16 protein-coding genes, 1 tRNA gene and 1 pseudogene are annotated in these 21,071 nt (G+C 45.5%); 3 read left to right on the plus strand and 15 right to left on the minus strand.

Translation table 11 applies throughout. The features are described 5' to 3' along the window. Positions 1-57: 57 nt before the first annotated feature. Complete coding sequence (clpB, locus tag ACMN7X_RS07650) at positions 58-2,649, minus strand: ATP-dependent chaperone ClpB (RefSeq protein ID WP_418746872.1); 2,592 nt, start codon at positions 2,647-2,649, stop codon at positions 58-60. A 163-nt stretch (positions 2,650-2,812) separates the two neighbouring features. Here clpB and ACMN7X_RS07655 point away from each other — a divergent pair, with 163 nt between their 5' ends. Further along, complete coding sequence (locus ACMN7X_RS07655) at positions 2,813-4,270, plus strand: nicotinate phosphoribosyltransferase (protein ID WP_418746873.1); 1,458 nt, start codon at positions 2,813-2,815, stop codon at positions 4,268-4,270. A 64-nt stretch (positions 4,271-4,334) separates the two neighbouring features. Here the strand turns inward: ACMN7X_RS07655 and ACMN7X_RS07660 are convergent, their stop codons facing one another. The 8 genes from ACMN7X_RS07660 to ACMN7X_RS07695 all read right to left on the minus strand — a co-directional run bounded on the left by ACMN7X_RS07660 (position 4,335) and on the right by ACMN7X_RS07695 (position 14,978). Next, on the minus strand, positions 4,335-6,125 hold the full coding sequence (locus ACMN7X_RS07660; RefSeq protein ID WP_418746874.1) for a flavin reductase: 1,791 nt from the start codon (positions 6,123-6,125) through the stop codon (positions 4,335-4,337). A 97-nt stretch (positions 6,126-6,222) separates the two neighbouring features. After that, positions 6,223-7,536 (minus strand): TPM domain-containing protein, encoded by a 1,314-nt coding sequence (locus ACMN7X_RS07665; protein WP_418746875.1) that lies wholly within the window; start codon positions 7,534-7,536, stop codon positions 6,223-6,225. A gap of 25 nt (positions 7,537-7,561) precedes the next feature. After that, positions 7,562-8,602, minus strand: a complete 1,041-nt coding sequence (locus tag ACMN7X_RS07670) for a hypothetical protein (RefSeq protein ID WP_418746876.1) — start codon at positions 8,600-8,602, stop codon at positions 7,562-7,564. An 81-nt stretch (positions 8,603-8,683) separates the two neighbouring features. Then, positions 8,684-10,747 (minus strand): hypothetical protein, encoded by a 2,064-nt coding sequence (locus ACMN7X_RS07675; protein ID WP_418746877.1) that lies wholly within the window; start codon positions 10,745-10,747, stop codon positions 8,684-8,686. Between the two features lie 78 nt (positions 10,748-10,825). After that, complete coding sequence (locus ACMN7X_RS07680; protein ID WP_418746878.1) at positions 10,826-11,767, minus strand: alpha/beta fold hydrolase; 942 nt, start codon at positions 11,765-11,767, stop codon at positions 10,826-10,828. Beyond that, a complete protein-coding gene (locus tag ACMN7X_RS07685) occupies positions 11,760-12,479 on the minus strand; it encodes an NAD-dependent protein deacylase (RefSeq protein ID WP_418746879.1) in 720 nt (239 codons plus the stop codon). The genes ACMN7X_RS07680 and ACMN7X_RS07685 overlap by 8 nt, the downstream gene beginning before the upstream one ends. Positions 12,480-12,496: 17 nt before the next feature. After that, positions 12,497-13,987 (minus strand): glycerol kinase GlpK, encoded by a 1,491-nt coding sequence (gene glpK / locus ACMN7X_RS07690; protein WP_418746880.1) that lies wholly within the window; start codon positions 13,985-13,987, stop codon positions 12,497-12,499. A 22-nt stretch (positions 13,988-14,009) separates the two neighbouring features. Continuing rightward, positions 14,010-14,978, minus strand: coding sequence for a tetratricopeptide repeat protein (locus ACMN7X_RS07695; protein ID WP_418746881.1), 969 nt, complete (start codon positions 14,976-14,978; stop codon positions 14,010-14,012). Positions 14,979-15,116: 138 nt separating this feature from the next. On the opposite strand from ACMN7X_RS07695, the gene ACMN7X_RS07700 reads away from it, so the two are divergent. Beyond that, the gene (locus ACMN7X_RS07700) at positions 15,117-15,635 is read left to right on the plus strand and encodes a peptidylprolyl isomerase (protein ID WP_418746882.1); all 519 of its coding nucleotides are present in this window, start codon (positions 15,117-15,119) and stop codon (positions 15,633-15,635) included. A 91-nt stretch (positions 15,636-15,726) separates the two neighbouring features. Continuing rightward, positions 15,727-15,809 (plus strand) — tRNA-Leu (locus ACMN7X_RS07705). Between the two features lie 257 nt (positions 15,810-16,066). Here the strand turns inward: ACMN7X_RS07705 and ACMN7X_RS07710 are convergent. From ACMN7X_RS07710 to ACMN7X_RS07735, 6 genes and pseudogenes are all read right to left on the minus strand, one after another. After that, on the minus strand, positions 16,067-16,627 hold the full coding sequence (locus ACMN7X_RS07710) for an N-acetyltransferase (RefSeq protein WP_418746883.1): 561 nt from the start codon (positions 16,625-16,627) through the stop codon (positions 16,067-16,069). Positions 16,628-16,681: 54 nt separating this feature from the next. Continuing rightward, positions 16,682-16,849: a hypothetical protein gene (locus tag ACMN7X_RS07715; RefSeq protein ID WP_418746884.1), complete on the minus strand. Its 168-nt coding sequence runs from the start codon at positions 16,847-16,849 to the stop codon at positions 16,682-16,684. 227 nt (positions 16,850-17,076) lie between these two features. Further along, positions 17,077-18,537 carry an InlB B-repeat-containing protein gene (locus ACMN7X_RS07720; RefSeq protein ID WP_418746885.1) on the minus strand — a complete coding sequence of 487 codons (1,461 nt, stop codon included), beginning with the start codon at positions 18,535-18,537 and terminating at the stop codon, positions 17,077-17,079. Next, a pseudogene (locus ACMN7X_RS07725) lies at positions 18,537-19,235 on the minus strand (DNA/RNA non-specific endonuclease); the annotation flags it as partial. The gene ACMN7X_RS07720 and the pseudogene ACMN7X_RS07725, both read right to left, overlap by 1 nt. A 31-nt stretch (positions 19,236-19,266) precedes the next feature. Continuing rightward, complete coding sequence (locus tag ACMN7X_RS07730; protein ID WP_418746886.1) at positions 19,267-19,584, minus strand: zinc-ribbon domain-containing protein; 318 nt, start codon at positions 19,582-19,584, stop codon at positions 19,267-19,269. Between the two features lie 41 nt (positions 19,585-19,625). After that, a complete protein-coding gene (locus tag ACMN7X_RS07735) occupies positions 19,626-20,969 on the minus strand; it encodes an MATE family efflux transporter (RefSeq protein ID WP_418746887.1) in 1,344 nt (447 codons plus the stop codon). Positions 20,970-21,071 lie beyond the last annotated feature (102 nt).

Here is a 21,071-nt window from a genome sequence, read left to right on the forward strand (position 1 = left end):
CCGTTCACCCGTCTTTCCTGTTGCACCCTATATGGCAGCTACCCTTTTTCTGAAATATTAATTTCTGCCTTTCACTGCCGCCGTCAGTTTTTCACCATCGTAATGAATCTGAATCACATCGCCCGGCAAAACCGCATCGGAAAGAATCAACCGTCCGGCCAGCGTCTCCACATGCTTCTGAAGGAATCGCTTCAGAGGCCGCGCGCCATAAACCGGGTCGTAACCCTGTTCGATGATATAATCCTTTGCCTCAGCATCCAATTCAATGGAAATCTCCCGGTTCACCAGCCGTTTATTGAGATTCTTCATCAATATATCAATAATACTGTGAATATCCTCTTTGCTGAGCGGTTTGAACATAATAATCTCATCCAGTCGATTCAAAAACTCCGGACGGAAATGGGTACGAAGTTCATTCATCACCATTTCCTCTGCGGAGGCTTCAATATCACCATTCGCATTGATACCGTTCAGCAGGTATTCCGAGCCGATGTTGGATGTCATAATTAAAATAGTATTTTTAAAGTCCACCGTGCGGCCCTGAGAATCGGTGATCCGGCCATCATCCAACACCTGCAAAAGCACATTAAATACATCCGGGTGGGCCTTTTCAATTTCATCAAATAAAACAACCGAGTAAGGTTTCCGGCGCACCGCCTCCGTCAGCTGGCCGCCCTCCTCATAACCCACATATCCCGGAGGCGCCCCGATCAAACGGGATACGGAGAATTTCTCCATATATTCACTCATATCAATACGGACAATATTCGATTCATCATCAAACAGACTTTCCGCCAACGCTTTGGCAAGCTCCGTCTTGCCGACACCGGTTGGGCCGAGGAACATAAAGGAACCAATCGGCTTTGTCTCATCCTTAATGCCTGCCCTGGAACGAATGATCGCCTCTGTCACTTTATCAATACCTTCATTCTGGCCGATGACCCGTTTATGAAGCTCTTTATCCAGATTCAGAGTTTTCTGGCGCTCACTTTCCGTCAGTTTTGCCACCGGAATTCCTGTCCAACGGGACACAATCCGCCCAATTTCATCCTCTGTCACCTGCTCCCGGACAAGAGAGCCTTCGGCGCCATGAATCTTCTGCTCCTGTTCTTCAAGCTGACGGCGAAGTTCCGGCAATTTACCGTATTGGAGTTCCGCCGCACGGTTCAGATCATACTCCCGCTGAGCCTTTTCAATCTCTTTATTGACATTTTCAATCTGCTCCCGAAGGATCCGAACCTGATCCACATCTTTTTTATCCGCTTCCCACTGGGCCTTTTTCATCTGAAAATCTTCACGGAACTGGGCAATCTCTTTTTGAATCGCCGCCAGCCGCTCCTGGCTCAAATGGTCATCCTCTTTTTTAAGAGCTGCTTCCTCAATCTCAAGCTGCATAATCTTTCTGGAAACCTCATCCAGTTCCGCCGGCATGGAATCCAACTCCGTCTTGATCAAAGCGCAGGCCTCATCCACCAAATCGATGGCTTTATCCGGCAGAAAACGGTCAGATATATAACGGTTCGACAAAATGGCCGCGGCCACAAGGGAACCATCGGTAATCTTTACGCCATGGAAAACTTCATACCGCTCTTTCAGACCCCTCAAAATTGAAATGGTATCCTCCACTGTCGGTTCATCCACCATCACCGGCTGGAAACGACGCTCCAGCGCCTTATCCTTTTCAATATACTGACGGTATTCATCCAAGGTGGTGGCGCCGATACAATGCAGCTCGCCGCGGGCCAGCATCGGTTTCAGCATATTGCCCGCATCCATCGCGCCATCAGTTTTTCCGGCGCCTACGATCAGATGAAGTTCATCCACAAAGAGGATGATCTTGCCTTCACTCTTTCGAACCTCTTCCAGTACCGCTTTCAAACGTTCCTCAAATTCACCCCTGTATTTTGCTCCGGCAACAAGGGCGCCCATATCGAGCGAAAAAATCTGCTTATCCTTCAGGCCGTCCGGAACATCCCCGCGGACAATACGCTGGGCCAGCCCTTCAATAACGGCCGTCTTACCAACACCCGGTTCACCGATGAGCACCGGATTATTTTTTGTCTTACGGGAAAGAATACGAATGATATTCCGGATCTCGCTGTCCCGGCCAATAACCGGGTCCAACTTCTGATTTCTGGCCTTTTCAACAAGATTCTCTCCATATTTGCTCAGGCTGTCATACGTATCCTCCGGATTATCACTGGTCACTCGCTGGTTTCCGCGAACCTCCATCAGGGCCCTTAAAAAACCATCTCTCTGAATCTGAAAATTTTTAAATAAAGTTTTCAATTCTTTATTTGCAGTTTCAAGCAGGGCCAAAAACAGATGCTCAACAGAGACATATTCATCTCCCATCTGTTTTGCCTCCTGAGCCGCCTGGGTAAATGTCCGGCTCAGATCCTGGCTCATATACTGCTGTCCGCCCTGAACCTTTACATGTCCGGCCAGCGCCTTCTCCACCTGGAAAACAAAACCGGCTGTATTGATGTTCATCTTATCCATCAACTTAACGATCAGACTGTCCTCCTTATTCAGCAGAGCATAGAGCAAATGAATCTGGTCTATCTCCTGATTCCCATACTCTACAGCCAGACTCTGGCAGGACTGAACTGCCTCCAGGGATTTCTGCGTAAATTTATTAAAATCCATAAAACATACCTCCTTTTCGGGTACAATGTTTATTGCTATGTTTGTTCTATTTGTAATATAACAGTCGTTTACCGGTTTGTCAACACTTTTCTAAAAAATTTGCTTTTTTTCTTATAGCGCGGTATAATTTGGTAAAACTATATAACGGAAAGGTATTTTAATTATGAATACATCGCATTTAACACTTTTAACAGATTTATATGAATTAACAATGATGCAGGGATACTTTAAAAATCAGACAAATGAAAGAGTCATTTTTGACGTCTTTTACCGCTCCAACCCGGAGGGTGCCGCCTACTCGATCACTGCAGGGCTGGCACAGGTGATCGAATACATTGAGGGACTTCATTTTGACGCCGAAGATATTGACTATCTGCGTTCCACCGGTTTCTTCCATGAAGACTTTCTCGAATACTTAAAAGATTTCCGTTTTACCGGGGATATATACGCCATTCCTGAAGGTACAGTGGTATTTCCAAAGGAGCCGCTTGTAAAGGTCATAGCGCCGATTATGGAAGCCCAGATCGTAGAAACGGCCATCTTAAATATAATCAACCATCAGAGTCTGATCTGTACAAAGGCGGCCCGAGTTGTCTATGCGGCCGGCGGCGGCGTTATGGAATTCGGACTCCGTCGGGCTCAGGGCCCGGATGCCGGAACTTATGGCGCCCGCGCAGCGGTGATCGGCGGTTGTGTCGGAACCTCCAATGTTCTGGCCGGTCAGATGTTTGACATCCCTGTCAAGGGAACTCACGCCCACAGCTGGATCATGAGCTTTCGGACAGAACTTGAGGCTTTCCGCAATTATGCCAGTCTCTATCCGGATAACTGCCTGCTTTTGGTAGACACTTATGACACCTTAAAATCCGGCGTACCCCATGCGATCCAGGTTTTCGATGAAATGAAAGCCCAGGGTATTCAATCTAAGCTTTACGGTATTCGGCTGGACAGCGGCGATCTGGCTTATTTGTCCAAGCAGGCCCGGAAAATGCTTGATGAGGCGGGACATAAAGATGCAATTATCTCTGCATCCAGCGATCTGGATGAACATTTAATTGACAGCCTTCACACTCAGGGAGCCCAGATCACCTCCTGGGGTGTGGGAACGAATCTGATTACATCCAAAGACTGTCCGGCCTTCGGCGGCGTTTACAAACTGGCAGCCGTTGCCGATGAAAACGGAAACTTCATTCCTAAAATTAAGGTTTCCGAAAACATTGAAAAAGTCACCAATCCCGGCAATAAAACGGTTTTCCGGCTTTACGATAAAAAGACCGGAAAGATTCGCGCCGATTTAATTGCCCTGGCTGATGAACATTATGATGCACAAAATTCGCTGATGATTTTTGATCCGATCTCCACCTGGAAAAAGACCTGTCTCCGCGGCGGCACCTATACCGTCCGGGAACTGCTTGTTCCGGTTTTCAAAGAGGGTAAATGTGTCTACACCTCTCCGGCTGTCATGGACATCCGGGATTACTGCACGGCTGAATTAAACACTCTCTGGGATGAGTCCCGGCGGCTGGTCAACCCGCAGGAAGTTTATGTGGACCTCTCGGAACCGCTTTGGAAACTGAAAAATGATCTGCTCGACCATGTGCATAACTTTAAAGATAATTAATTTCTAAAAACAAAAGGCTGTGAAGAACTGCTAACCTCAGCAATTCTCCACAGCCATTCTCATTTTATCCGATCGGCTCAAAATCTGCCGCCCCGTGCTTACACAGCGGACAGATAAAATCATCCGGAAGGACATCGCCCTCATAAATGTAACCGCATATCTTGCAGACAAACCCTTTTTTGCCCTCTGTCTCCGGCTTTGGCTTCACATGACTCTGATAATAATTATAAGTCATCGTTTCCACATCCGAAATAACGCGGGCTTCTGTCACCGTGCAGATAAACATTCCGTGGGTATCAAAATCCACATACTGTTCCACCTTCAGCGACATAAAGGCATTAATATATCTCGGCAAAAATGCCAGTCCGTTATCTGAACGAAGCACCTCAATATCCGCAAACTTATCTGCCGTCCGGCCGCTCTGGAACCCAAAATTCTGGAATACCCGGAACGGTGCCTCTGTGGACAGGCAGTTCACATTCATAATACCGGTCTGCTTAATAATGTGATGGGAATAGTTGGCCTTATTGATGCAGACTGCAACCCGGTTTGGATTATCCGTAACCTGAGATACGGTGTTCACGATAAGTCCATTATCCTTTGTCCCATCATTGGATGTGACAACATACAATCCATAGCCAATCTTAAACAGCGCCGTCATATCATTTTTGTTGGCCGTCTCATCTTTCTGTGCCAGATAATCCTTGCAAAATTCTTCCGCCAGGGCCTCCAACTGGGCACTGCTGTCTTCATTCAAAGCAGACTTTATGGAAACAGTCGTGTTCGCAAAGGTCGTATTTTTACATCCCTCCAACATTTTTTTGATGACCTTGGCGGCCATCGGCGCCCAGGAACCATTTTCAATAATGCCGATTTTGCGATTCTGGAAATTTCTTTCCAGCAAATGTTCAATAAATTCCTTCATAAACGGGAAAATATCTGCATTATATGTTGTTGTGGCAAGAATAATTTTGCCGTATCGGAAAGCATCTTCCACGGCCTCAGCCATATCGCAGCGGGCCAGATCGTTCACAACAACTTTAGGGCAGCCCTTTGCCCGAAGCTTTTCCGCCAAAAGCTCGACCGCCTTTTTCGTATTCCCATAAACTGAAGTATAGGCGATCATAATGCCCTCTGTCTCAATACCATAGGAAGACCATGTATTATAAAGCTTCAGATAATATTCAAGATTTTCAGAAAGTACCGGTCCATGCAGCGGACATATCGTCTGAATATCCAGCTTCGCCGCTTTCTTGAGCAGATTCTGAACCTGAGTTCCGTATTTGCCCACAATGCCAAAATAATACCGGCGTGCTTCGCAGGCCCAGTCCTCTTCCACATCCAACGCTCCGAATTTACCGAAAGCATCGGCAGAGAAAAACACTTTATCACAGGCGTCATAAGTCATCATAACCTCCGGCCAATGCACCATCGGCGCTGCCACAAAAGAAAGCTCATGCTTTCCAAGAGAAAGGGTATCCCCTTCTTTAATAATGATCTGCCTGTCCGCAAAATCCGTCCCATAGAACTGTTTCATCATTGCGAAAGCTTTGGCACTGGATACAACCTTAGCATTTGGATAAAGTTTCATAAAATTCCCAATATTCGCCGAATGATCCGGCTCCATATGCTGTACGATCAGATAATCCGGGGCCTTTCTGCCTGTTGCATTCTGAATATTGTCCAGCCACTCATGGGTAAAATGCGCATCCACCGAATCCAGCACCGCTATTTTTTTATCCATAATCACATAAGAATTGTAAGCCATTCCATTCTCAACAACATACTGACTCTCAAATAAATCAATCTGATGATCGTTCACGCCTACATATCTGATGTCATTTGTTATGTTCATCCTACTTCCCTCCTATTAATTTTAAATTTGTGTTACTTCATAGTATAACTCATTACTGCTCAAATTAAAACATTTTCCTTCAAAGAGAAAATTATTATCAAAACTTTCTGCCGCCGCCTCTGCTTCCGCCGCCGAAACTTCTGCCGCCGCCTCCGTGCATCGTTCCACTGCTGCTCCGATGAACAGAACTGCCGCCGCTCCGACCGCCTTTGCCGCCATCATCCCGTTTGATTCGCTGACGGCTTACCGTCCGATTTATAAATTTATCCCGGTGCAGAATTTCATTGGCGCCGCCGGCCACAAAATAATTATTCACTCCGGCATCCACTCTTCCACCCCGGTTTCGGGCCATAAAAAATACGATCACTGCGCCAATGAGCATACATATAAGCAACTGGCAGATAACCCGGAAAGGACTTAATCTACCGCCGCCTTTAACGCCATACCTGGTCACATTATCCAGGAATACGCCGCAGCTCTTATAATATTTGCCGTCACTGACTTTTTTATAGATACGGTCAAGCATCTTATCAATATTCGCTTCAGAAAAAGATTCTATCACCGAATTTCCCGAAGCATAAACATAAATTTCCCGTGCTTCCATATTGATCAGATATACGATTCCGTCACTTATGCGTCCGCTGTTATTATGATTCAGGAAGAAATTCTCCGCATAATCCCGGCTGGTTTTTCCGCCGCTGCTGTTTGTTGTCGTAATTAATACAAGAAAACCGGCTTTCGATTCCAGTTCTCCGATCCTCTTCTCCAACTTCTCAACTTCATCTCCGTCAAATAATGCCGCTTCATCAAAAACATGCTTCTGCACAAGAGGCCCTTTTGTGCCATTGAGTCCGGCCGCTGTTTCCTCTGATTCAACTCCCTGCACAGGATTATCACCAAGTTCACCGGAAACCGTCTCCGACAGATTCATCCCGAGATTACTTCCGACATCATTTAGAAACTGCTGGCAGCCTCCAAAAAAGTTATTATTGACCACTTCATCATACACGCCATCCAAAATACTGTCCAAACGGGCATCCGTAAATGTATGTATGATCTCCTCGCCGCTGGTCGAAATATATAATTCGCTGTGCTGCATATCAATGAGCAAAAGCAGCCCGCTCCCGGACGCGCCATCGCCGTTATGCTCCTCAAAAAAATCATCCGCATAGTCCCGCGCCGCTTTCTCCTGCGTATCCTCCGTTGTAACGATCAGCAAATGAATCTGATGCTCCGCCTCAATTGTCTTCATTGACGCAGAAAGTTCGGATTCCTCCGCCTCTGACAAAAGATTCGCATCATCAAAAATTCCTGTGTCCGTCTCCTCTGCCGCCGCCCGCACATTTACCCATCCAAACAGGGCCAAAGACCACATGAATGCCATTAATAAACAGGTATATATTTTTCTCATGCCGTTTTCCTCCAAACCCTGAATTTTAAATAAGTGAAATGATCAAAGATATAATAAACAGGACAGCAGAAATTCCTGCCCACCAAACAGCTATCTTTCCCCGGCTGGTCGGCGGCGTTCCCGCAATACGGCCATTCTGCCCATTCATCATAAACTTATAAACCTTACCATGGTAATTATAGTCCACAAACCAAATCGGGACAAAAATAAAAGCTTCTTCTTCCCTCTCAAAATTTATCGTATGACTGTTTAAGTGAACCATTGAATATCCCGAAACAGCTCCCTGAGCATAATCCCTGGCATATTTCTCCACTTTGCTCTTCGCCGACGGCGCCATTTCTGTTTCATCAAAATCATAACTGGATGAATCAAATCCGGCCAGATAAGGCATATTAAAGGCTTTTAATTCGCTGAAGTTAAAGGGTTCCAGCTTGGCCATTTCACTGTCCTCCAACTGTTGTGACGCGTCCAGCGGAATATCTTTATACTGCAGCTTATAAGCTCTCTGAATATCATAAAATTCTGTCTCGGTTATCTGATAATCCCCCTGGCGAAAAACCCGCACCCGGGTGGCCTGGGCCGATATATCCACCCTGGTATCAAACTGAAACAGCCAATACGGAATATACATCCCCCTTAATCTTTGAATATTCTCGGCGGAAGTAAAACCTCTCGGCGAAAACCGCCCATTCCGGCACCATTTGCGGAAGGCCTTTTCCGCATCCTGCCGGTCCATCTGAAAAGGAAGAAGCTTTGCCGGGCGGCGCTTCCCGCTTAAACGGTCCGCCAAGATCATCGGCGCCCCGCAGAAAGCACAATTTGCCGATGTCTCTTTATCCTTAGTGACCATCAGGCCGCCGCAGTTCGGGCAGTGATATTCCTGTCCCGCCAGTATGTCCCCCTCCATTTTGTCCGAGGTTTTTGCCGCTGATAGATCCTCCGTGCCCAATGAAGATACCTGGCTTAATTCCATTTCTTTTGAACAATGATCACAATGCAGTTTTCGACGTTTAATATCATAGACCATCTCTGCACCGCAGTCCGGGCATGTATAATGTAATATCATCCTTTTCCCCTTTCACCACAATAAAACAAAGGCGCTGTCCGAATCCTTCCTGTGAAATGATTCAAACCAGCGCCCTTCCTGCTATTCCTGTACCATATTTATCAGAATACCTGTCTTGAAAATATTGCCGTCCATTGCCACAACAAATTTTCCATGATTCTTTTCGATAATTTGTTTTGCCGTCTTTAAACCGCCGGTCAATTCACTTCCCGGAGCCGTAATGGCTTTTGCGGCTTCCGCAGCTTCCGCCCTCACCGCATTTTTAACGATGTAAATCAGCTTTCCTTCCTGAGTATACATTTCCGCATATATTCTGGAATCCGGTTCGGCATACTGCTCCAGATTATCATAAATCATCGAAATGGCCTTCCACATATCTTCTTTATTCATCTCAAGGACAATCGGCTTATCCGGTGCTCTGAGCGTCACCGCAATTCCATTTTCCTTCAAAATTCCCCGATGAAGTTTTCGTATATCCTTATTCAATTGGATAAAATCAAAGGACGTTGCTGAATCTCTGACCATCGAAGTTCCGCCGAGAAGGCTGTCGATCTCATCCTTTGGAAGCATGACTGTGCGGTCATTTTCCGCCTCTTTCGCCTCCGGCTCTGCCCCGGAAGTTTTTTCCGCGTTGATCGCCATATCCACAGAAGCCCCAAGGTCCATATGCTCCCAGTCATCCGCCGGTGCAGGCGCCTGAGAAGCTTTGGCCAGTGCGGCCGCCTTTGCCAGATCAGCCTCCAGTTCCGTAGCCGGACGCGTGTCTCCGCCGAGGCCCGCCGGCGCAGGAATCTCTTCTGCCTTTACTTCTTCTTCAGCTTCGTCTTCTTCCTCTTCCTCCTCATCGTCGTCATCATCATCATACTCTGAGTTTCCTTTACGGATCACCCAGCTGATAAAGCAAATGTTCTCCATAACAAATACAATCGGCACAAGCACATATACCACCGGAATACCGAATAATTCATAGGCATCCAGCTTAAACAATGCGAGTACCAGCGCGCCGTTTAACAAAACAAGCACCAAAATGATCAATAAAATCCTCGGCACCACCGGAAGATTTCCAAGCGCCTCAAAGATTCGATAGATCAACATATTGTTGATAAAGGTTCCCGCCTTTATCCGGCGGACAATGCTGAAATATCCCCGTACCAGGAAAATATAAGCAAGTACCAGTGCGGCGCCTGCTCCGATCAGCCGGAAACTAAAGGATGACCCCAGTAAATACCAGGCTCCATAAATACTTCCGCCGCCGAATGCAATGATAAGAATAATTGCAATCTCTGTAAAAATCTTATCAAACCAGGTTAATTTGATTCCCGGATAACCGCTGACATTTCCCGTTGCAATAATAGAGAAGATCAACAAAATCAGGAAAATGACCGCCGCTGCGATAACTGCAATTTTAGCAATTCCAAAAACAGAATTTAAATCCTTAAATTCCTCATAGCTTTTATAAAAACCATCGGTTGTTGACGTCAGCTCATTATCTACAGCCATATAAATGGTGTAGGTTCCGCTGCAGGCCGTCAATTCTTCCTTCCATACAGCTTCATTCAGCGCAGAATTGCTCATCCCTGCACTTATATCAAACTGTCCGCCGGTGGAATCCAGTTTGACAAAATAATTGCTGGCTTCAATCCGCTTTACCGCATCCTCACTGCTGAGGATCACTTCATTGTCCTCCGCATCATATACGGCAAAGGAGAAACTTCCGTTCTCTCCCATATAATTTTTAATCAGATCCTGATTCGCCTGGGCCAGTCCATCCTCAGATATCGCCCCCCGGTTTTCGATCGCCTGGACCATATGAAGCAATTGAACCACATTTTTCTGATATTCTTCGCCAAAATAATTGCTGCTGTAATAATCCGGCTCTGCAGACATACTGCCGCCATTGCTGAAATATGTATATACCGTATATCCCGAAATAATCATCACAGCCGCCGCTATGAATAAGAAAATCCGGGCCGCGGCTTTCAACGGTGTACTTCGGGTAGGATGCCAGCCATCCTCCTCTAATTCATCCAGTTCCCTCTGAATATCCGCCTCTTCTTCTTCTGATAAGGTCTGATATCCAGACTCTTTGACAGATGAATCGTCGACTTCATCCCAAAAATCCTTCTTTTTGCCAAATAAGCCCATCTTCTATCCTCCTGTATACTAACTGCCTTTTTTCTTCGCACTATATCCATCTTATTTTACACTAATTCTTATGTATTTTCAATGTTTTAACGAAATTTCCTTATTCAGCCAGTCATACAGGTCGTCATAAACCTCCTGCCGGTTTGTTTCATTCAGAATTTCATGTCTTGCGCCTTCATAAAAAATAATGTCCATATTATCCATTCCCGACAGTACAAACATATCGTAAACCTTCTGAACACCCTGTCCCTTGTCTCCCACCGGGTCCGCACCGCCGGAAACAAAAAGAACCGGAAGCTGTTTCGGCATTTTTTTGAGATTTGCTTTTTTAGCGATAAATTCCAACCCCTTAAACATTTCATGATAAGCATTCAGTGTGAAAACAAACTGACACCTCGGTTCCGCAATATAGGCATCGACCGTCGCCTCATCCCGGCTGATCCAGTCAAAATCCGTTCTCGCCGGGGCAAATCCCTTATTATAAGAACCGAAAGCCATTTTATTTACCAGGACACTTCGATACTTCCAGCCTTTCACAACCGCAAGTACCCGTGTCAGCGTTTTTCCGAAAACGGCAACCGGAACAGAATGGTAACCGGTTCCCATGATGATTGCTCCGTCCACTTCTCTGCCATATTTAATAAGAAAATACCTTGTTAAAAAGGAACCCATACTATGGCCGAGAATATAATACGGAACTCCCGGAAAACGCTTTTTAAACTGTTTCTGTATTTTATGAACATCATTGACAATACACTCAAAGCCATTGTCTCCCAAATAGCCCCAGTCCTCCCGGGAAGCCACCGAATCGCCGTGCCCCAGATGGTCATCGCCGACAACAACTATTCCCTGTGCGCATAAAAATCGCGCGAAATCATCATACCGGTCCACAAATTCCACCATGCCATGGACGATCTGAAGCACTGCCCGCACCTCCACAGCTTCAGGAATCCAGCATATACCGTGGACCTTTGTCTCTTTATTACTCGATTTAAAATAAAAATTCTGTTTTTTAATCACTAAGCACCTCTCCCAACACTTTTCCAATACTGTCATGGATCAACAAATTTGCTTTTCTGTCATACGGCGTCTCGCTTTTATTGATCAGCACCAGCTTATTGCCTCTGTAATACTGAATAAAGCCCGCCGCCGGGTAAACATTTAAAGAAGTTCCCCCAATGATCAATACATCCGCCTTCTGAATCGCATGGATACTGGCGGTGATCGTCATTTCATCCAACCCTTCTTCATACAAAACGACATCCGGCTTAACAATGCCGCCGCATTTTTTACATCTCGGAATTCCATCCGCATTTAAAATATATTCCGTATCATAAAACTCATGGCAGCGCATACAGTAATTTCTATGTACCGTGCCGTGAACTTCGTATACCCGTTTACTCCCGGCCATCTGATGAAGGCCGTCAATATTCTGGGTAACGACCGCCTTCAGCTTACCCATGGCTTCCAGTTTTGCCAGCGCCAGATGGGCGGCATTCGGTTTTGCATCCAGATACAGCATCGTACTTTTATAAAAATCATAGAATATATCCGGATGGGCTACAAAAAAGGAGTGGGACAATATCTCCTCCGGCGACCGGTTATACCGTTTGATCGTATTATAAATTCCGGTCTCGCTTCGAAAATCCGGGATACCGCTTTCTGTAGACACTCCGGCTCCGCCGAAAAATACAATATTATCAGACTGCTGAATCATCTCTTTTAACGTCATTTCAAATCTCCCCTTTCTTATCTCGCCCATCCATAGGAACGTTTTACCGCCTCATGCCAGCCAAAAATTGCCGCCTCTCTGCGGATCTCCTCCATATCCGGGGTAAAAGTCCTGGCCAGCTTCCAGTTTTCCTTCACATCATTTGTATCCTTCCAGTATCCCACGGCAATGCCGGCCAGATAAGCTGCGCCTAACGCGGTCGTTTCCACACATTCCGGCCGATGCACAGATGTATTCAAAACATCCGCCTGAAACTGCATTAAAAAGTTATTGGCACAGGCGCCGCCGTCCACTTTCAGCGCGGACAGGGTAATTCCCGAATCCGCTTCCATCGCCTTCAGCACATCGTAAGTCTGATAGGCCAAAGATTCCAGAGTGGCACGAATAAAATGCTCCTTTTTCACACCCCGTGTCAGACCGACAACCGTTCCCCGGGCATACTGATCCCAATAAGGAGCCCCGAGCCCCGTAAAAGCCGGAACAACATAAACGCCGTTCGAATCCTCCACCGCCAGAGCATATTCCTCCGAATCCTTTGCCGATTTGATCATCCGCATTTCATCCCGAAGCCACTGAATCGCCGCTCCGGCCATAAAAATACTTCCTTCCAACGCATAATTCACACTTCCGTCAGCGCTGGCCGCAATTGTTGTCAACAAACCTCTCTTCGAGGTCACCGCTTCTTTTCCCGTATTCATAAGAAGAAAGCACCCTGTGCCATAAGTATTTTTAGCTTCTCCCGGCTCAAAACAGCATTGCCCGAACAAAGCCGCCTGCTGATCTCCGGCAATGCCGCTGATCGGAATCCTTCCTCCGAGAATACCCTCATTGGTATAGCCGTATAAACAGCTGGAAGGTTTGACTTCCGGCAGCATACTCTTCGGAATATTCATCACCGCCAAAATCTCATCATCCCAGCAAAGATCATGAATATTATAAAGCATTGTCCGGGATGCATTTGTATAATCCGTCACAAAAACTTCCCCGGCAGTCAGCTTCCAGATCAACCACGTATCAATCGTCCCAAAAAGCAGATCTCCCTTTTCGGCCGCCTCCCTGGCGCCCTCCACATTTTCCAGGATCCATTTGATCTTGCTTCCCGAAAAATAGGCGTCCGCGATCAATCCGGTTTTTTCCAGAATATCCTGGTCGTATCCCTTTGTTTTTAATGAATCTATGTACTCGGACGTTCTGCGGCACTGCCAGACAATCGCATTATATACCGGCAGCCCCGTGTTTTTATCCCATACGACCGTTGTCTCCCTCTGATTGGTAATCCCGATACCGGCAATATTCTCCGCAGTCACGCCGGCCTTCCCCATCGCCGCAATGGCTACGCTCATCTGGGTTGTCCATATCTCCAGCGGGTCGTGCTCCACCCACCCGGCTTTCGGATATATCTGGGAAAACTCCTGCTGTGCCACACTGACAATCTCCCCGGCCTTATTAAACAAAATACACCGGGAACTGGTTGTCCCCTGATCTAACGCCATCATATACTTTTCCATGTCACTGCCCCCTGTCTCTTTTCTATATAAATTTCTTTTTGCTCAATCGAACTTCAAAGGCCTTCAAAACTTCCGGATCTTTTACCTTCCGATAGTAACTGTCTGCCGCCACCGGATTGCCCATGCAGGCGCAGGCCTTTCCTGCGGTTATAAAATAACTGTCCTCCGGATTTATGGCACAGGCTTCCTCATAATATCGCAGCGCTTCCTCAAAACAACCGTTGCTCACTAAAAGATTGCCTTTCATCACCAGCAGATCATCCCCGTCCGGCTCCAGCCGGATCGCCTTATCAATAGCCTTTAACCCCTTTCGCACAATGCCAAGCTGATAATAGGCCATCGCCAGATAATACCAGCCGTTCACATTATCCGCCGCCATCCGGGTGACCTCCAACGCCAGCTCCGCCAGCCCTTTTACCGTCCCTATTCCCTGGCACCGGTCCTCCATGATCTCCCCGGCAAAGGTTTCACATTTCTGCAGAAGGACTTTTATCCTGTCCTTTCGCCCGATGTTTCTTGCCCGGCTGTCTATCGCCGTTTTTGCATAATCCACAGCCTCAAAAGGCCCCCGGCCCTCACTGATCAAGGTTTTTAAGGTCAAATACCGCGCATCTCCGCTTTCAATCACCAGATAATTTTTTTTCTTCGGAAACTCCATCCCCTCAATGGCCGACGGATGTTTCAGCAGTCGGACATTCCGTGTATCCGCACAGACATTTCCCTCCAAAAACAGGGCTGGATGCCGGATATAACGATAAACCGTGGCCGAAATATACCAGCCAACCACCTGATCTTCACAGATAAACACAACCGGGACCCCGTCGATATGGCCGCTCCGCACCGTCGCCTCATAAAAATCTTCCAGCTCGGCTCCCACCGCATCCTCTTTCTCCCTGCTTCGGCTGAGCGCCCAGCAGTGCCCCGCATAGTCAAAAAACTCATTCATCCGAAGTGTCGCCCGATCATCGATTTTTACTGCAAGAATGGCCATTTTCAAGTCTCCTCTCAAGAATCTGATATGTTCATATTATAGAACATTTTATAGGTTTATTCAATGAAAAGCCTTTACTTCCTATGGAATTTCGGCTACAATATGGAGTGGAAATTATAAAAGAAAGGTGGATTTATCATGGCAAATCCTATTGTTACAATTACTATGGAAAACGGCGATGTGATGAAGGCCGAACTTTATCCGGAAATCGCTCCGAATACAGTAAACAACTTTATCTCCCTCGTGCAGAAAGGCTTCTACAACGGTCTCATTTTTCACCGTGTCATTAAAGGCTTTATGATTCAGGGCGGATGCCCGGACGGAACAGGTATGGGCGGCCCTGGCTACTCCATCCGCGGCGAATTTGCTCAGAACGGTTTCGCAAACAATCTGAAGCATGACCCGGGCGTATTATCCATGGCCCGCACGATGATGCCGAATTCCGCAGGTTCCCAGTTCTTCATTATGCACAAGGCCGCTCCGCACCTTGACGGCGCTTACGCTGCCTTCGGCAAAATCATCGAGGGAATGAACGTGGTTGATAAAATCGCCACTGTGGCGACAAATCGCATGGATGCTCCGAAGGTTCCTCAGAAAATCCAGTCTATGACCGTAGAACTTTTCGGTGAAACCTATCCGGAACCGGAAAAATGTTAAAAATGGTCAAAAGTTTTTTATAAAAAACACTTGATTATTTTTCAATTATTTGATAATATAAAAAAGTCGCAAACATAATAATGTAGCGAATGCAGTTGTGGCGGAATGGCAGACGCGCTAGATTCAGGTTCTAGTGAGGTAATACTCGTGTGGGTTCAACTCCCATCAACTGCATGAAAGCGTATTTATCAGATTTTACAAAAATGTCTTGTAAAGCCTTATAAATACGCTATTTTTTTAATTTTTTGTGGTTATTTTTACTAAATATTTTTGTAACCCCAAAAAATATTTTAAATTTTTTTGTCACAGATTTTGTCATAGATTATCTTAATGCTGCTGAACCCTATCAAACTCTTTTTCTTTAAAAAGTAAGGCCCTCGGAACCCCAAGAGCCATATATTACTACATTTATTATTCTCTAAATCAAATTATCAATGTATATATTTTAGATATTGCAGTAAGTAACTTCCTTTGATATTCGTTTCATCCTTATCTAAAGATCTTTTTCCAAATTCAACAAAACCATTTGATGTATAAAATTTTTTAAGATATTTTACATCCTCACATTCTAAATACACATAACGACCACCGATTTCGTTCTGCACTTCTTTGACTTTTTCAACTGCCATTTTTAGCAATTCATCCCCGGATATCAAACAATCATTACCTTCTCTGTAATTCTTTCCCAGTTGTCCTATCAAAGGGGCAGGTATCACACACTTGTTTTGATGCTCATCCCATTCACCATGCTGCCTCAGTTTTTTCATAACGGTCTTACTCACAGCATCTTTAGTAACCATAAAATACTTTGATGCAATGGCAAAATACCCCACCAGTTCCAGCTCTCTATTCTCTTTCCAAAATACAAGATGCGTTTTTGCTCGTCCCATTTTGGAAAAAAGTACTGCTTTACTATGTAAAAAGTCTTCTACATCTTTATTATATGGATTCACAAAAGAGGAGAGAATATTTTTCGTTCTATCCTCTCCCACATTCTCAATCAACTCGTTTAAATTAATTCGTAAGAACTCTGACATTATCGTTTACTAATCAAAAAGAGCTTTGACATCCTTTCCTTTTACTTCTTTGCAAGGCCTGGTATATTCTACGTCTTTTCCGGTGGTAGTCCTAGCCGCTTCAATCGCTTCTGCAAATCTTTCTCCAATTTTTCTGTCCTTAATCTCAATATTTTTCATAATACTCTTTGTGGCCATAGAACCACCTCCATCTCTCTAAACAACTTTTATTGTACTTATATTATACATCGGATTTCCAATTTTACAACTAAATTGCATTATTTTTCACATCTATGAAGTATTTTCCAATCATACTCACCTGCAAAAATAATCTTGTCGAACCCTTTCTGTTGACTTTCTTCTTTTTTGCATCTGCCCCAAAATCAAAGGACTCTCCAATTCTTTTTCTATCATGGACTGAATCCCTACTTAGCTCTTTCACCTTTTTCCGGCCGTTTCTTATCTGGGCGCTTTTTACCCGGCTGTCTCCTATCCGTTCCCTTCATATCTGGTTTCTTTCTATCCGGCTGCTTCCTTTCCGGTCTCCGGCTTGGATAGGATGGCCTGTCAATAAGTTCTTCCAATTCTTCCAGCTGATCCATCTCTTTTTCAAGCAATTTTTCACGCCGACGGTTCCGCTCCCGGCGTTTTGCCAGCATTTCTCTCCGGCGTTTGCGTTTCAGATCCTGCTCGATCCGATGGAAAATCAGAAATACCACAAGTATGGCCGCCACTGTGGCCGCTATGATTATCACTGCTTTGACAATAGGGAAAGGTATTTTTGTAAAAGTCACCTTCACCGCGTGATCCGCCTGAACATTACTTAAAGAAAAGCTTCCTGCGTCTTCCGCCAATTCCTGCGGAACGCCGTCCAGCGTCAATTCTGAAAATTCGTATCCTTCATCCGGCGTAAAATCAACGGAGCAGTTTTCTCCCCGCAGAACCTGAAGCTTCGTTCCGCTGACCTGCCCGTTTTCACTTTCCACCGTGACATAATGGTAGTAAGGCACTCTGGTTTTATAAAAACGGGCGACATGATTTGCATTTCCCGTATAAATATTAACGACCGCCAAAAATTCCCCGGTTCCGATTTCACACAGAGATTCCGGCTCATCTGATATGCCTTCCTCCAAACCGAAATCCAGACGGGTCTCATTGACCAGACACCGTCCCTCTATGGAATAAATACTGAAATAGTCGCCGATCCCCATATCCAAAGTCAACGGAAAAGTAATAATATAATCTTCGCTCACAATACAATCCTGAAAATTGGTGCCGACAGTTGAATCTTTAAATTCCCCCAAATCATCAATAACCTGAAAATTTCTGTCAAGGATCTTAAAGCTGTACCCTCCGTCCACATTGGTTTGAATGATATACTGATCCGTCTTCTCTATATAATCAATCCCAAGAATATTATAGTCATCAGCCACTTTAATCGTTCGTTTATATCCTAAAGTATCCGGGTCCATGACATAAAGACAGCCTCTGTTCTCTTCAATAGTGTTCGTGTACAGGGAAACATAAATTTCATTTGTCCTGCGATTATAGGTCATACCATTCCCATGTTCCCATTCCCGTTCCTGAACACGATTTGCCAGAGAGTACTGCTCCACAGGATTGCCATCGGCATCTTTATCATAACGATAATAAGCGGAAACAATATCTAATGTTTCCGCGTTATCCGCCATATTCTCGATACAGATGATATAATTATCCGTCACACACATCGACTGGATAACTCCGCCGTGAAGCTCTTCCTCATGAACCAGCTCCCAGCTCAGTCCATCAAAGGCCTCCGGCCCCGCAATCTCCGCATAAGCTCCTATAGGAATAATAAACATCAGAAGAATCAAAATTCCTCCAAGCCAACGTCTTGCCTTCATTTACTTTCTCTGCTTTCTCCCGTCGTATAATCAATCTCTATTCCCGGCTGTATATTAAATACATACACATTAAATTCTATTTCATCACTGCCGACAGATTCCGCTTCTATTTGAACGCCGCTTGCAACCAGGTTCACTCCCTCAAAAACAGGCGTTACCCGATACATCACTGCATCTCCGGTCCGCTCAATATATTCTGCCACTTCATTTTCCCAGGGCAGCATCCCTTCCACATTCAAATATCGTGTACCGGTAATCAGATTTTTTTCATTCGCATTTTCTCCGGTCAGCTGATAGCCAATCAAATGACAGCGATTATACAGGTATTTTCCATCAATGCTGTCGTACTTCACCGTCTGCCATCCGGAAGGTTTTATCGATCCGATAGCGCCTCTCTCCTCCGTCGGCATAAGCTCCCGGCTGATTTTTGCCTCCGCAAAACCGCACCGCCCCAAAACGTCCAATTCACTGTAATATTCATAAGCCGGGCCGTTTTTATCTTCATCACTGAAAGACGGCACATTTTCATTGACAATTACATAGGGATGTCCGTCATATTCCGGAAGCTCTTCCAGACTCTCCACCTGCCGAGCCGCCGCAAAAGGACTTGGATATAAACCCTGATAAGAGCCATATCCCGCCGCCAGCGCTCCGATCAACGCAAGGACAGCGGCAATTTTCCGAAATCCTGAAGGCATATGCCCTCCCTTTCCGGATTTTCTGCGTTTATTACTCATTTGTTGTCTCCTGAGCTTCCGTTTCCTCTGTCATTGTTTCCACGGCAGCTGATGCCGCTGCCGATTCCGTTGCCGCCCGCTGTGAATAGGTAACTTGCCGTATTCCCGCAAGAATAATACAGACACCCAGAATAATTCCGGCAATCAGCATATATTTTCCGTCAAAACGACCCATTGTACTTTCAATATCATCTTTATACCCCGGCTGTTTCTCTCCGGATTTCGGCCCTTCTTTCCTTACAGGCGTCCCGCAAGACCGGCAAAAACGATCATTAGGATCAACTTCTTTTCCACATCTTCTGCATACCATAATTTTTTCTCCTCCATATATTTATTCCTGTATTTCGTTTTTCATCGAATATGTTTCTGACGCCACTTTCCCGTGCGGTATTCACAAAATGAAATCAGATAATTGGCCGTCCACCCAATCGGCACCGCATACCAGATGGCAGGCATTCCCAAAATCGGCGACATGGCAAAAGCAAAGGTCACTCGAATCCCAAGATTCACCAGGTTAGAAATAGTAAATACCGTCATATCCCCGGCGCCGCGAAGCAGACCGTCCGTTATCATTTTCAGACCAATCATTGTAAAGAAAAGCCCCATAAATCTCAAATAAGATACCCCGGTGGACAAAGCAATCGCCGTAGAATCCGCGCCGAGAAAAGCCCCGATAATTCCCCGGTTGCAGGTCTCCAAAATCACCAGGATCAGCACTCCGAAAAAAGCAACAATGCCGTAAGCCGCATGGTATCCCTGTACCACCCGGTCCTTCTGATCGGCTCCGATATTCTGGGCTGTAAATGTAGAAACCGCATTTCCCATTGCCGCCATCGGTACAACACAAATTCCTTCAATACGCATGCCCGCCGAATATCCCGCCAAAGCCGCCGAACCGAAGCTGTTGACAACACTCTGCACAAGCATCATACCTATGGACACAATGGACTGCTGCAAGATGGACGGCAGCGCAATTTTCACCATCCGCCCCAGCATTTCACCGTCAAACAATATGCCCCGTTCCGGCTGCCTCTTTAAGTATCGAATAAGAACAGAAAATGAAATCACCGCAGAAATTCCCTGCGCAATAATCGTTGCCAATGCAACACCCGCAACGCCCATATGTAAAACGATAACCATAAAAAGGTCCATAATAACATTTAATATAGAAGAAAAAATCAAAAAATAGAGAGGAATCTTTGATTTTCCCAGGGCATTAAACACACTGGCGAGCACATTATACATAAATAAAAACGGCAGTCCCACAAAATAAATCCGCAAATACAGTACAGCTTCAGAAAAAATATTTTCCGGTGTTTTCAGCCATACCATAATAGCCGGGCTGGCAACCGCCCCGAAAAGGGCAAGGAGCACGCTCAGCACAAAAAAGCTGATCAGCGCCGTATACACAGAGGTTTTCATCAAACGATATTCCCTGCTGCCAAGATACTGACTGGTCAAAACCGACGCGCCTACGCCGCCGCCAATGGCAATACAAATGAATACATTTGTCAAAGAATAACTAGCTCCAACAGCTGCCAGAGCATTCTCACTGACAAACTTCCCCACGATCGCAGAATCAGCCATATTATAAAATTGCTGAAATAAATTTCCAATGATCATCGGCATAGCAAAAAAGAGCATCGACCAAAGCGGCGAGCCTTCCAGCATATCCGTCGATTTTTTCTGAGACATCCTTCTCCCCCTTATCATCACATTTTAATATTATACGCTATTTCTCTGTTTTGTAAAATAAAAAGGACTGAAATTTTAACAAAGTCTACACCTTAGCGGCTT

Origin of the sequence: Frisingicoccus sp., assembly GCF_048388605.1 — a bacterium.
Lineage (GTDB): Bacteria > Bacillota > Clostridia > Lachnospirales > Lachnospiraceae > Frisingicoccus.